15 protein-coding genes and 1 tRNA gene are annotated in these 12,187 nt (G+C 54.6%); 15 read left to right on the forward strand and 1 reads right to left on the reverse strand.

Annotated features, from left to right (window positions below):
• The first annotated feature begins 256 nt into the window (after positions 1-256).
• From hisG to rpiB, 9 genes are all read left to right on the forward strand, one after another.
• On the forward strand, positions 257-1,108 hold the full coding sequence (hisG, locus tag C1A08_RS03360; protein ID WP_055202117.1) for an ATP phosphoribosyltransferase: 852 nt from the start codon (positions 257-259) through the stop codon (positions 1,106-1,108).
• On the forward strand, positions 1,108-2,391 hold the full coding sequence (gene hisD, locus C1A08_RS03365; RefSeq protein ID WP_101571378.1) for a histidinol dehydrogenase: 1,284 nt from the start codon (positions 1,108-1,110) through the stop codon (positions 2,389-2,391). Before hisG ends, hisD begins: the two co-directional genes overlap by 1 nt.
• 91 nt (positions 2,392-2,482) lie before the next feature.
• The gene (hisC, locus tag C1A08_RS03370; RefSeq protein WP_055203472.1) at positions 2,483-3,505 is read left to right on the forward strand and encodes a histidinol-phosphate transaminase; all 1,023 of its coding nucleotides are present in this window, start codon (positions 2,483-2,485) and stop codon (positions 3,503-3,505) included.
• 2 nt (positions 3,506-3,507) lie between these two features.
• Complete coding sequence (gene hisB, locus C1A08_RS03375; protein ID WP_055202121.1) at positions 3,508-4,632, forward strand: bifunctional histidinol-phosphatase/imidazoleglycerol-phosphate dehydratase HisB; 1,125 nt, start codon at positions 3,508-3,510, stop codon at positions 4,630-4,632.
• Entirely contained in the window at positions 4,629-5,210 is a 582-nt protein-coding gene (hisH, locus tag C1A08_RS03380) for an imidazole glycerol phosphate synthase subunit HisH (RefSeq protein ID WP_055202123.1), read from the forward strand. Before hisB ends, hisH begins: the two co-directional genes overlap by 4 nt.
• Positions 5,207-5,962 carry a 1-(5-phosphoribosyl)-5-[(5-phosphoribosylamino)methylideneamino]imidazole-4-carboxamide isomerase gene (hisA, locus tag C1A08_RS03385; protein WP_101571380.1) on the forward strand — a complete coding sequence of 252 codons (756 nt, stop codon included), beginning with the start codon at positions 5,207-5,209 and terminating at the stop codon, positions 5,960-5,962. The genes hisH and hisA overlap by 4 nt, the downstream gene beginning before the upstream one ends.
• Positions 5,956-6,711, forward strand: a complete 756-nt coding sequence (gene hisF, locus C1A08_RS03390) for an imidazole glycerol phosphate synthase subunit HisF (RefSeq protein ID WP_055202127.1) — start codon at positions 5,956-5,958, stop codon at positions 6,709-6,711. The genes hisA and hisF overlap by 7 nt, the downstream gene beginning before the upstream one ends.
• Positions 6,708-7,310, forward strand: a complete 603-nt coding sequence (hisIE, locus tag C1A08_RS03395; protein ID WP_055202129.1) for a bifunctional phosphoribosyl-AMP cyclohydrolase/phosphoribosyl-ATP diphosphatase HisIE — start codon at positions 6,708-6,710, stop codon at positions 7,308-7,310. Before hisF ends, hisIE begins: the two co-directional genes overlap by 4 nt.
• 59 nt (positions 7,311-7,369) lie before the next feature.
• Complete coding sequence (gene rpiB, locus C1A08_RS03400; protein WP_101571382.1) at positions 7,370-7,834, forward strand: ribose 5-phosphate isomerase B; 465 nt, start codon at positions 7,370-7,372, stop codon at positions 7,832-7,834.
• A gap of 84 nt (positions 7,835-7,918) precedes the next feature.
• On the opposite strand, the gene C1A08_RS13045 is transcribed toward rpiB, so the two are convergent.
• On the reverse strand, positions 7,919-8,140 hold the full coding sequence (locus C1A08_RS13045) for a hypothetical protein (protein WP_145996507.1): 222 nt from the start codon (positions 8,138-8,140) through the stop codon (positions 7,919-7,921).
• On the opposite strand from C1A08_RS13045, the gene C1A08_RS03405 reads away from it, so the two are divergent.
• From C1A08_RS03405 to C1A08_RS03420, 6 genes are all read left to right on the forward strand, one after another.
• A tRNA-Gly gene (locus tag C1A08_RS03405) sits at positions 8,114-8,186 on the forward strand. The two genes, C1A08_RS13045 and C1A08_RS03405, sit on opposite strands and share 27 nt — an antisense overlap.
• 249 nt (positions 8,187-8,435) lie before the next feature.
• A complete protein-coding gene (locus C1A08_RS13355) occupies positions 8,436-8,693 on the forward strand; it encodes an Arm DNA-binding domain-containing protein (RefSeq protein ID WP_257937036.1) in 258 nt (85 codons plus the stop codon).
• Positions 8,694-8,720: 27 nt separating this feature from the next.
• Positions 8,721-9,092, forward strand: a complete 372-nt coding sequence (locus tag C1A08_RS13360) for a phage integrase SAM-like domain-containing protein (protein ID WP_257937037.1) — start codon at positions 8,721-8,723, stop codon at positions 9,090-9,092.
• Complete coding sequence (locus C1A08_RS13365; protein ID WP_257937038.1) at positions 9,079-9,627, forward strand: site-specific integrase; 549 nt, start codon at positions 9,079-9,081, stop codon at positions 9,625-9,627. The genes C1A08_RS13360 and C1A08_RS13365 overlap by 14 nt, the downstream gene beginning before the upstream one ends.
• Before the next feature lie 589 nt (positions 9,628-10,216).
• Positions 10,217-11,269 (forward strand): transcriptional regulator, encoded by a 1,053-nt coding sequence (locus C1A08_RS03415; protein ID WP_101571638.1) that lies wholly within the window; start codon positions 10,217-10,219, stop codon positions 11,267-11,269.
• A gap of 165 nt (positions 11,270-11,434) precedes the next feature.
• The gene (locus C1A08_RS03420) at positions 11,435-11,830 is read left to right on the forward strand and encodes a hypothetical protein (protein ID WP_101571639.1); all 396 of its coding nucleotides are present in this window, start codon (positions 11,435-11,437) and stop codon (positions 11,828-11,830) included.
• Positions 11,831-12,187: the final 357 nt, after the last annotated feature.

The raw sequence follows: 12,187 nt of genomic DNA on the forward strand, positions 1-12,187 counted from the left end.
TTGCCGGCAGCGAAATCTTCGAAAAATGTTTTGTTTCTTAAAATTTTAAGCTAACTTTGCGGCATAAAAGAACGGAATATGTCACAGTTTAACCACATTCACGTGCATCATCATCACCTACGTCCGTCACGGTAGGCAACAGCGTGTTTGTATGAACTGAAACCGATATTCAATCACACGAAAGAGGCTTACCCGATTACGGAAGCCTCTTTTTTATATCGTTCAATCCGGTACGAAACAACTAAAAAACGAAAATATGTTACGAATTGCCATTCAGGCCAAAGGCCGACTCAACGAAGAGAGCGTGGAACTGCTCGCCGAAGCGGGCGTATCGATCGAAGAAAGCAAACGCAAGCTGCTGACGCGCTGCGACGATTTTCCGCTCGAAGTGTTGTACCTGCGCGACGACGACATTCCGCAGGCCGTTTCGATGGGCGTCGCCGACGTCGGGATCGTCGGTCTCAACGAAGTGGAAGAGAAAGGGTTCGACGTAAAAATCGCCCACAAGCTCGGATTCGGCAAATGCCGCATTTCGCTCGCCATCCCGAAAGCCGACGCGTACGACGGGATCGGCTATTTCAACGGCAAACGGGTGGCGACGTCCTACCCCGTCATCCTGTCGCGTTTTTTCAAGGAAAACGGGATCAACGCGGAGATCCACGAGATCGCCGGCTCGGTCGAGATCGCTCCGTCGGTCGGGATGGCCGACGCCATCTTCGATATCGTCAGCTCCGGCGGCACGCTGGTGACCAACGGGCTGAAGGAGGTCGAAAAAGTGCTCTTCTCGGAAGCGGTGATGATCTCCAACCAATCGTTGTCGGAAGAGAAACGTCAGATCCTTTCGCAATTGCTGTTCCGCATCGAATCGGTCGAGCGCAGCCGCGGCATGAAGTACGTGCTGCTGAACCTGCCGCACGAAAAAATCGACGAGGCGATCCGCATCCTGCCGGGCATGAAGAGTCCGACGATCCTTCCGCTGGCTCAGGAGGGCTGGAGTTCGATCCATGTCGTGATTAACGAACGCGAGTTGTGGAGCAAAATCGAACAGCTCAAGACGATCGGCGCAGAAGACATCCTCGTTCTTTCACTCGAAAAAATGATCTTGTAATGGAAATCCTGGTAAATCCCGACCCGCGCGAATGGGGGCCGCTGCTCAGCCGCCCGCAGATCGACCGTTCGGTGATCGGACAGCGGGTAGCCGATATCCTCGCCTCGGTGAAAGCCGGAGGCGACAAAGCGCTGTTCGAACTGACGCGGCAGATCGACGGGATCGAACTGAAATCGGTCATCGTCACGCCGGACGAGATCGGACAGGCAACGGAGAACGTTCCTCCGGAACTGAAAGCCGCCATCGCGACTGCCGCCCGCAACATCGAAGCGTTCCACGCGGCGCAGCGTCCGCAACCGGTCGAACTGGAAACGATGCCGGGCGTCAAGTGCATACAGCGCGCCGTGCCGATCCAGCGCGTCGGGCTCTATATCCCCGGAGGTTCCGCCCCGTTATTCTCGACCGTGTTGATGCTGGCGATCCCGGCGCGCGTAGCCGGCTGCAAAGAAATCGTTCTCTGCACCCCGCCCGATAAAAACGGCGACATCGCCCCGGCGATCCTCTATGCCGCCTCGCTGGCCGGCGTAGACCGTATTTTCAAAGCGGGGGGGGCGCAGGCGATCGCGGCGATGGCTTACGGCACCGAAAGCATCCCGAAAACGGATAAGATCTTCGGCCCGGGCAACCAGTACGTCACCGTCGCCAAACAGCAGGTCAGCACCTCGACCGTGGCGATCGACATGCCGGCCGGCCCGTCCGAAGTGCTGGTAATGGCCGATTCGGGCGCCGTGCCCGCTTTCGTGGCTTCCGATCTGCTGTCGCAGGCCGAGCACGGAAGCGACTCGCAGGCAATTCTGCTGACGCCGTCGCGCGGTTTTGCCGAACAGGTGGTCCGCGAAGTGGAACGACAACTGGCCGAACTGCCGCGCCGCGACATCGCGACCCGGGCGCTGGACAACAGCCGCATCGTCGTGATGGACAGCGAGGACGACCTGATCGCATTCAGCAACGCCTACGGCCCGGAACACCTGATCATCTCGATGGAAAATCCGTGGAAAATCGCCGAAAGAATCACCGCAGCCGGAAGCGTCTTCATCGGAAACTATACTCCCGAAAGCGCGGGCGACTACGCATCGGGCACAAACCATACGCTGCCGACCTACGGCTGGGCGCACGCTTACAGCGGCGTGAACCTCGACAGCTTCCTACGCAAGATCACCTACCAAGAGATCACGACCGACGGACTCCGCGGCATAGGGAACGTCATCGAAACGATGGCGGGGGCCGAAGGGCTCGACGCGCACAAAAATGCGGTGACGATCCGGCTGAAAAGCCTCGGGTAAACGACGCCGCGAAAAACGCCCGGCAGGCCGCGACCGGTTGCGGAAACGCCTGCCGAAATACAGTAGCGAAAACAAGACAAAGACACGAACGATGGATATCCGCGAACTACTCAGAGAAAACATACGCACGCTGGCCCCCTACTCGACCGCGCGGGACGAATACCAGGGCGAATTGGGCATCTACCTCGACGCCAACGAAAACCCGTACGACAACAACTACAACCGCTACCCCGACCCGCATCAGAAAAACCTGAAACGGAGGCTGGCGGAAATCAAGGGCGTGCCGGTCGAAAAGATCTTCATCGGCAACGGTTCGGACGAACCGATCGACCTGGTGTTCCGGTTGTTCTGCGAACCCCGGCGGCACAATGCGGTGTCGATCGCCCCGACTTACGGCATGTACAAGGTGGCGGCGGCGATCAACGACGTGCAGATGCGCGAGGTGCAGTTGGAGCCCGGTTTCACGCTGGATGCGGAAAAGTTGTTGGCGGCGGCCGACGAGAACACCCGACTGCTGTTCCTCTGCTCGCCGAACAACCCGTCGGGCAACTGTTTTCCGAAAAAAGAGATCGAAAAGGTCATCCGCCGTTTCAACGGCATCGTGATCCTCGACGAAGCGTATATCGACTTCGCCGGCCAGCCGGGCTTCCTGTCCGAACTGGACGAATACCCGAACCTCGTCATCCTGCAAACGCTGTCGAAAGCATGGGGCATGGCGGGCCTCCGGCTCGGGTTGGCTTTCGCACAACCGCTGATCGTCGATACGCTGAGCCGCGTGAAATATCCGTACAACATCAACGTCGTGACGCAAAAAATCGTCCTCGAACAGTTGCGGAAATCCCCCGACGCGCAGATCGCCGAAATCGTTTCGGAACGCGGACGCGTGCTGGAAGGACTCGCGAAAAACCCCGTCATCCGGAAAATCCACCCGACGGACGCCAACTTCGTACTGGTCGAAGTGGACGAACCGCGCACAATATACGACCGCCTGATCGGGGCGGGCATCATCGTTCGCGACCGCTCGCGGATCAAAGGATGCGAAGGCTGCCTGCGGATCACGATCGGCACGCCGGAAGAGAACGACCGGCTGCTCGAAACCCTGAAAAAACTGTAACGATGAAACGCGTACTTTTCATAGACCGCGACGGAACCCTGATCAAGGAACCGCCGGTCGATTACCAGGTCGATTCGTTCGAAAAACTGGAATTTATGCCCGGGGCGATCACGGCCATGAGCCGCATCGCTACGCTCGGTTACGAGCTGGCGATGGCCACGAACCAAGACGGATTGGGAACGGCGAGTTTCCCCGAAGCGACGTTCTGGCCGGCGCACAACCTGATGCTCAAAACGTTCGAAGGCGAGGGCGTTCGCTTCGACGACATCCTGATCGACCGTTCGATGCCCGCCGACAACGCCCCGACGCGCAAACCGCTGACCGGGATGTTCGGCAAATATCTCGGCGGAGACTACGACCTGAAAAATTCGCTGGTCATCGGCGACCGCACGACCGACATCGAATTGGCCCGAAATCTCGGCGCAAAGGGAATCTTGTTGCAGCCCGTCGAAGCGGGACGCGCGATATTGGCCGAAAGGGGCCTTGCGGAGCACTGCGTGCTGATCACCGACGACTGGAACCGCGTCTGGCAATTCCTGCGCGCCGGCGAACGCACCGCCGAAATCGCCCGTAAGACGCGCGAGACGGATATCCGCGTGGCGATCGACCTGGACGGCAGCGGGTCGTCGCACATCGACACCGGACTGAAATTTTTCGACCACATGCTCGAACAGATCGTGCACCATGCCGGAGTATCGCTGATCGTCGAGGTCAAAGGCGACCTTGAAGTGGACGAACACCATACGATCGAAGATACGGCCATCGTGCTCGGCGAAGCGGTTTACCAGGCGCTCGGATCGAAACTCGGCATCGAACGCTACGGTTTCTGCCTGCCGATGGACGAATGCCGGGCCAGCGTGCTGATCGACTTCGGTGGCCGGATCGACTTCGACTGGAACGTCCCGTTCCGCCGCGAGCGCATCGGCGACGTGCCGACCGAAATGTTCCGCCATTTCTTCAAGAGCTTCGCCGACGCCGCGCGCTGCAACCTGCACATCGCGGCCGAAGGCGAAAACGAGCACCACAAAATCGAGGGCGTGTTCAAGGCCTTCTCTCGCGCGCTGCGGATGGCCATCGCCCGCAACGGCTTCAAATTTGAATTGCCAAGCAGTAAAGGAGTATTATGATAGCAGTAATCGACTATGACACCGGCAACCTGCGTTCCGTCGCCAACGCGCTCGGACGACTGGGAGCCGAATACCGGATCACCGCGTCGCCGGACGAGATCCGTTCGGCCGAACGGGTATTGCTGCCCGGCGTCGGCGAAGCTTCGACCGCGATGGAAAAACTGCGCGAACGCGGACTGGTCGAGACGATCCGTTCGCTCACGCAGCCCGTACTGGGTATCTGCATCGGCGTACAGTTGCTGTGCCGCCGCAGCGAGGAGGGCGATGCCGAGTGCATCGGAATTTTCGACAACGAAGTGCGTAAATTCACGGCCGAAGGGCTCAAAGTACCGCACATGGGATGGAACAGCATCGGAAACCTGCGTTCGCCGCTGCTGGACGGCATCGCCGAAGGTTCGTACGTCTACTACGTGCACTCGTACGCCCCGACCGTCAACGGTGACACGATCGCCACGACCGTTTACGGCGAAACGTTCAGCGGCGCGATCAACCGCGGCAACTTCTTCGGGACGCAGTTTCATCCGGAAAAAAGCGCCTCGGTCGGCGAACGCATCCTACAAAACTTTTTAACGCTATGATTGAAATTATCCCGGCAATAGACCTGATCGGCGGCCAGTGCGTCCGGCTGACGCAGGGCGACTACGACCGCCGTACCACCTATTACAAAGACCCGCTCGACGCGGCTCGACGCTACGAGGACTGCGGCATCCGGCGGCTGCACCTGGTCGATCTGGACGGGGCCAAGGCCGCGCACCCGGTCAACCTGAACGTGCTCGAACGGATCACCGTTTCGACCTCGCTGCAAGTGCAATACGGCGGCGGCATCAAAAACGCCGAAGCCCTGCGCGACGTATTCGGCAGTGGGGCCGCCCGCGCGATCTGCGGCAGCATCGCCGTCACGCAGCCCGATGCGTTCCGCGAGTGGCTGGCCGAATTCGGCTCCGCGAAAATGATCCTCGGCGCAGATACCCGCGACGGACGGATCGCGATCAACGGCTGGCTCGAAGCCGCTACGGTGGGAGTCGAAGAACTGATCGGATCGTTCCGCGACGCAGGACTGTCGCAGGTGATCTGCACCGACATCGCCAAGGACGGTATGCTTTCAGGCCCGTCCGTCCCGCTGTATCTGCAACTCCAAAAAACGTTTCCGGAGATCGACATTACGGTCAGCGGCGGCATCAGCTCATGGGAAGACATCGAAGAACTCGATCGGAACGGACTGCGCAGCGTCGTCGTCGGCAAGGCGATCTACGAAGGACGGATCCGTTTCGAACAACTCGAAAAATACATGCTTACAGTACGAACCGACAAAAAACAACAACGGTGTTAGCGAAGAGAATCATCCCCTGCCTGGATATCAAGGACGGGCAGACGGTCAAGGGAATCAATTTCCTCGAACTGCGCGGCGTCGGCGACCCAGTCGAACTGGGACGCAGGTATGCCGAAGAGGGAGCCGACGAACTGGTTTACCTCGACATCAGCGCGTCGATGGAAGGGCGCAGGACTTTTGCCGAACTGGTGACGCGCATCGCCGCGAACATCAACATCCCATTCACGGTCGGCGGCGGCATCGCGTCGGTCGAAGACGCCGGACGGCTGCTGACCGCCGGGGCCGACAAAGTGACCGTCAACAGCGCGGCCGTCAATAACCCCGACCTGATCAGCGATATCGCGTCGAAATACGGCAACCAGTTCGTCGTCGTGGCGATCGACGCCAAACAGATCGACGGCCGGTGGCGCGTGACCACGCACGGCGGACACCGGCTGTCGGACAAGGAACTGTTTTCGTGGGCCGCCGAAGCGCAGCGGCGCGGAGCCGGCGAGATTTTATTCACGTCAATGGACCACGACGGCACGAAAAACGGCTACCCGTGCGAAACCTACGCTCGGCTATCACAAATGCTGTCGATCCCGGTGATCGCTTCGGGCGGAGCCGGAACCGCGCAGCACATCGCCGACGTATTGACCGAAGGGCGTGCCGACGCCGCCCTTGCCGCCAGTATTTTCCATTATGGGGAGATCCCGATCCCCCGCCTGAAACAGGAGTTGAACAAACTGCATATACCTGTCAGATTATGATAAAATTCAGTGAATTGAACACAACCAAGCGTTGTGAGGGACTGGTTCCCGCAATCATCCAGGACGACAATACGCGCCAAGTCCTGATGCTGGGCTACATGAATGAGGAAGCCTACGACAAAACCGTGGCCGAAGGTCGCGTGACCTTTTTCAGCCGCACGAAAAACCGTCTGTGGACGAAAGGCGAAACCAGCGGTAACTTCCTGAACGTCAAAAGCATCGTCAAAGACTGCGACGACGACACGCTGTTGATCCGCGTCGTACCGGTCGGCCCGGTTTGTCACAAGGGAACGAAAACCTGTTTCGGCGGACGCGAAAACGAAGGATTCATCGGCGAGCTGCAAAGCGTAATCCAGCAGCGCCACCGCGAAATGCCGGAAGGTTCGTACACCACGAAACTGTTCACCAAAGGCGTTAAGAAGATCGCACAGAAAGTAGGCGAAGAAGCGGTCGAAACCGTCATCGAGGCAGTAGCGAACAACAATACGGACGTGGTTTACGAGGCATCCGACCTGATCTACCACCTGCTCGTACTGCTCGAAAACCAAGGCCTGTCGATCGCCGACCTGGAAGAAGAACTGGCCGAACGACACAAGTAGGCATAGAAAATGCGGGGCTTTTCATTATCTTTACAAACCGAAACGCTAAAACTAAAACTATGGACAATAAAAAAATCGGAATAGCCAGCGACCATGCCGGCTACCAACTCAAAGAATTCGTAATCGGTTACCTCGACTCGAAAGGCTACGACGTGTACGATTTCGGCACCAACTCGGAAGAGAGCTGCGATTATCCGGACTATGCCCACCCGCTGGCCGAGGCCATCGAAAAAGGGGAACTGCCGCGCGGTATCGCGATGTGCGGTAGCGCCAACGGCATCACGATGACGCTGAACAAACATCAGGGAATCCGAGCCGCCCTTTGCTGGGAACCCGAAATCGCATCGTTGGCACGCCGCCACAACAACGCCAACGTCTGCACCATGCCGGCGCGGTTCATCAGCACCGACACGGCCCGCGAAATCGTCGATATTTTCCTGAACACCGAATTCGAAGGAGGCCGCCATCAGGCTCGTATCGATAAGATTCCGTTGAAAAACTGCGGCTGCGGAGAGAAAAAATAATTTTCGAACCGAAGACGAACGCCGGCGGATTTCCGCACGACGACCGAATGCGCGAAGGCAGGGCACAAAACCCTGCCTTTCATTTCATCCCTCAAAAATTTTCGGCATAAAATCGGTAAAAACCGCAATTTTTTTTTCGTAATAATTTGTAAAATTAAATTTTAATCGTACTTTTGCATCACCAAAACGAAGCGCTTCACCAGCAGAGAAAGGGGAAGAGGGAGCACGAAGAAAGAGATTTGCAGAGATAGAAAGGAGAAGAGTTCGTTTTATTATTTTGCGGAAATAGCTCAGTTGGTAGAGCACAACCTTGCCAAGGTTGGGGTCGCGAGTTCGAGTCTCGTTTTCCGCTCTTAAAGCCTCATAAAGAGGCTGCAAAAGACAGAAAAATCCTTATGTATCAATGATATGTAAGGATTTTTTATTTGGGGGGGCCGCTGAGAGAAAAAGCAATGGAAAGCAGCTTCGCGTGACCTTGTTCGCGACCTCTCGGCCGTGAGCGGAAAAAGGTCACGATTTGAGGGTTATTTCGCTGTATTGCTGCATCTTAACCAGTAACATTTCTGTGCTGCAAACGTATAACTATTAAAGCCGAGCAGTCATGGAAAGAAAGACTTTCAGCGTGGTTTTCTTCTGCAAGAAAACCAAGGTAACACGCAAGGGCGTCGCCCCGATCTACGTCCGGATCACCGCCAATGGACAGTCCACCGAGATTTATACCCAATGTCAGGTAGAGCCGAAAAAATGGAATCAACGGCTGGAACGCATCCCGTTCCGCGACAAGGTATCGATGCGGATCAACCAGATCGTTGCCAGCTATCGAGCCAATATCCTCGCGGCATACGATCAGCTTATCTGAGAAAACAAAGAGCCGACCTGCTTTGCCATGAAGGAACGGCTGTTTCGTCCCGGTGCGGATTCCCGCCCCTTTCTTACCGAGCTCGCCAAATATTACGACAAGCGGCAGAAGGAAGTCGGCGTCCGCATTACCCAACTGACCGCAAACAAATACCACCGCTTGCTCAGGTACTTGCGGGAGTATACACGGGTACAGTACGAGAAGGACGACTTACCGCTATCGCTCGTGGATTATGAATATATCGACGGTTTCAATACCTTCCTGCAAACGGCGCATAACTGCAATAACAATGGTGCAGTGAACCTGCTTTGCTGTCTGAAAAACTTTAATCCTCTACGCCATCCGCAACGAATGGATCGAAAAGAATCCGTTCCGGCATTACAAAATGAAGATCGATAAAACCAATGTAAAAACGCCTTTGACTAAATCGGAGCTCGATCTGTTGATCCGTAAACAAATGCCCAACGATCGGCTCGACCGCATCCGTGACGTGTTTGTCTTTTGCTGCCTGGCAGGATTGGCCTTCACCGATGCCGATCATTTGCGCCGCGAGCATCTCTCGACCGACGAACAGGGTACGCAGTGGATATACAAGCCCCGCGAGAAAACAGCCGTAATGAGTCGGATTCCGCTATTACCGTATCCGATCAAGCTGCTCGACAAGTATGCGAACGATCCGGAGCTTCAGGTCAAAGGCAAACTATTGCCCGTGCCGAGCAACCAGAAGATGAACAGTTACATCAAAGAAATCGCCGCAATCTGTAACATCGGTAAAAACCTGACGACACATGTGGCTCGGCATAGTTGGGCTACAGCAGCACAAAAGCATAATATTCCCATTTCCGTCATTAGTGCCGGAATGGGCCACGCTTCCGAGCGAACGACTCAAATCTATATGGCTGCGTTGGAAAATTCAGAAAATCGACACTGCTAATCAAAGAATTACAACCATTCTGACTAAATGTGTCTCTACACAAGAGACCATACAAATGTATATTAATAAATGTTAACAGCCAAATTTCCGGATAAATTTTAAAGTTAAAAACTCCTTTTGCATCGATGTAACATACTAATAAATAGAAATATAATTGCGTATTACCCGATTGTTTACGTCAGAGTATAATTATCCATCATTCAGTTTCTGCATTCCTTGAAATATCTGAGTTTTCGTTTTCAAATAATGACATGGCCAAACACATCATAAAATATATGCGTTCATTATCAATCATTTAACATCTTGTATGGTCTCTTGTGTAGAGACGACCATCATAATTGTCTGATTAGGTTGTGCGTATAAAAATTGTTCGCATAAAATAATTCGGACTTGTATGGAACAGGACGGAAATAAAGGAAGGAATTGAAATTTTCAGGTTTATCTCCTTTATTACAAGTAATGCATTATTATCCAATGCTTTATATAATAGCAGTGGTATGGCATAGAAATGTCTATAACTGAAAAAAACAATCGTTTTTCGGGAAGCAGATATGGATCTCCGGAAAAAAATGTTAGGGACTATCCTCCCATCTTAGCTGAACAATCCGAAAGCAAGAGAAACAGCCAAGCTGTAAGGTGGTACGTGCTGACGCTTCCTTCCTGTCACCGGGGACCGGCCGTCGGTCTGCAAAGGGAGTTGGACCGCCGCATCCGTTGCGGAGAACCGGAGTTCGAGTTCTTCGCTCCCTCGTACGTGGAAGTAAAGAACGAGGACGGACATTTCGTCAATACCCGCCGTCCGTTGCTTTACAACTACGTTTTTGTCCGCTCGTCGGAAAGCGAGATATATCGGATGAAGCAGGAATTGCCTCAATACAACTTCCTGCCGCGAGTGCGGGAAGGGCTACGCGGATACTATCCTTACCTGTCCGACGAGGCGATGCGCAACCTGCAATGGGTTGCACGTTCCTACTGCGACGAGCTTCCTGTCTATATGCCCGAAACGGAGAGGCTCGCCAAAGGCGATCGCATCCGTATTATCGCGGGGAGATTCAAGGGTGCTGAGGCACGCGTAGCGATCCGACCCGGCGGAGGACGGAAAGATGTCGTCGTATGCGTAGAGAACTGGATGTGGGTTCCGTTGCTGCATGTCCGTCCGGGAGAGTACGAAATCATCGCTCTGCATGAAAGCGGGAAACACGTATATACCCGGCTGGATAACGACCAATTGCTGGAAGACCTACACGAGGCTTTGGGGCGTCGCTGTACTCCGAACAGTGTAACGGACGCAGATCGTACGTTGGCTTCCGAAACGATCAGGCAGTATGGCAAATTGGAAATGAATAGCGACGTATTGCGCTGCAAACTCTATTCCATACTGCTTTCGGCTTACACAATACTCGAAGCTACGGACGAGTGCGAAAACCTGATCGGAATGATCCTCAAAATACTCCCTTTGGTCAAAGCGGAACAGGCACGTGCAGGATTGCTCGTCACACTTTACGGATGCACGGACAGCAGTCTTGATTACGAACGGGCCCACGAGATCGTCGACCGATGGAAAAAGGAAGAATCTCCCAAGAAGAGCAAGTTGCGCCTGATCCGGTGGCTGGACGATTACGACAGCTGGCTGGGACACTGAATGCTACGCTCTTATACACTTAATTTTCCGAGTCCCTGCTTCAGGTATAGTTCTCGGACTTGTATAGAAAACAGATACGGAATAAACCGGTAGCCGGACTCGATCGAAACATCACTTTAAGTCTGGGAAGCCAGTATGCGACAACCTATGGAAAACGCAGAAATCATGGCAGGAAGACCGCAACGAAATACCGAAGCCGAACCATCGGGAGTACGTCTGATGGCCTTCCTGGCAGCTCACCGAACGGAAGTGCTCGCTCGGGAACAAAGTAACGAGCGATTCATCCACTTGTATGGCACAGGCGGGTACTGGGCGGCTTTCGAACGATCCGCCTACCAGCTATGCCGGTTGTTTCCCCGAAACGAAACCGCGATTTTCCATTTCGCGACTTATCCTTTCCCCGTCGTCATGGCATCTATTGCGGACGGCGAGCTGCGGGCCTACTCTCGGAGACATATACTGCGGACCGTTGATCCGGATCATAAAGTGCTGACGGTTCCGGTACTCGCGCCCGAGGCGTACAAACGATGGCGTGGCGAAAAAATAGAAGAATTCGCGTAACGAGATACTTTGCTCATTTCACGAACGGCATTGCTCGTCCACGAGATATCGCGGAAAATCGGTTGTTCGGAGAGCGAATGATTTGCCCGTTCCGTCATAGCCTGGGGATGATAATTGGTCGGCTTGTGCTATAAAATTTAAGTAGAGCCTTATGACAAAGTATGCGGGCGTACACATGCCACATTCAATCTACCAAACACAATAAACACGAACCTCAAATCTGTAACAAGAATTGATTCGCCATAAAAAGCACGCGCTCTAAGAAATGAGAATGCCGAATCGTTGCATTGCGGAAACAAAAACTATGTATCGCCTCCCGAACGATGCTTGCTGGCCGGCAATCCGACTTCTCTAAGC

It is taken from the genome of Alistipes sp. cv1 (genome assembly GCF_900240235.1).
In the GTDB taxonomy this organism is placed as follows: Bacteria; Bacteroidota; Bacteroidia; order Bacteroidales; family Rikenellaceae; genus Alistipes_A; species Alistipes_A hominis.

What these genes read in the sequence shown, in the direction of transcription:
- hisC (WP_055203472.1), top strand. Translation starts at nt 2,483, where the DNA reads ATGGATATCCGCGAACTACTCAGAGAAAACATACGCACGCTGGCCCCC.
- C1A08_RS03420 (WP_101571639.1), top strand. Translation starts at nt 11,435, where the DNA reads ATGGCAGGAAGACCGCAACGAAATACCGAAGCCGAACCATCGGGAGTA.
- hisB (WP_055202121.1), top strand. Translation starts at nt 3,508, where the DNA reads ATGAAACGCGTACTTTTCATAGACCGCGACGGAACCCTGATCAAGGAA.
- hisIE (WP_055202129.1), top strand. Translation starts at nt 6,708, where the DNA reads ATGATAAAATTCAGTGAATTGAACACAACCAAGCGTTGTGAGGGACTG.
- C1A08_RS13360 (WP_257937037.1), top strand. Translation starts at nt 8,721, where the DNA reads ATGAAGGAACGGCTGTTTCGTCCCGGTGCGGATTCCCGCCCCTTTCTT.
- hisA (WP_101571380.1), top strand. Translation starts at nt 5,207, where the DNA reads ATGATTGAAATTATCCCGGCAATAGACCTGATCGGCGGCCAGTGCGTC.
- rpiB (WP_101571382.1), top strand. Translation starts at nt 7,370, where the DNA reads ATGGACAATAAAAAAATCGGAATAGCCAGCGACCATGCCGGCTACCAA.
- hisD (WP_101571378.1), top strand. Translation starts at nt 1,108, where the DNA reads ATGGAAATCCTGGTAAATCCCGACCCGCGCGAATGGGGGCCGCTGCTC.
- hisG (WP_055202117.1), top strand. Translation starts at nt 257, where the DNA reads ATGTTACGAATTGCCATTCAGGCCAAAGGCCGACTCAACGAAGAGAGC.
- C1A08_RS13365 (WP_257937038.1), top strand. Translation starts at nt 9,079, where the DNA reads ATGAAGATCGATAAAACCAATGTAAAAACGCCTTTGACTAAATCGGAG.
- hisH (WP_055202123.1), top strand. Translation starts at nt 4,629, where the DNA reads ATGATAGCAGTAATCGACTATGACACCGGCAACCTGCGTTCCGTCGCC.
- C1A08_RS13355 (WP_257937036.1), top strand. Translation starts at nt 8,436, where the DNA reads ATGGAAAGAAAGACTTTCAGCGTGGTTTTCTTCTGCAAGAAAACCAAG.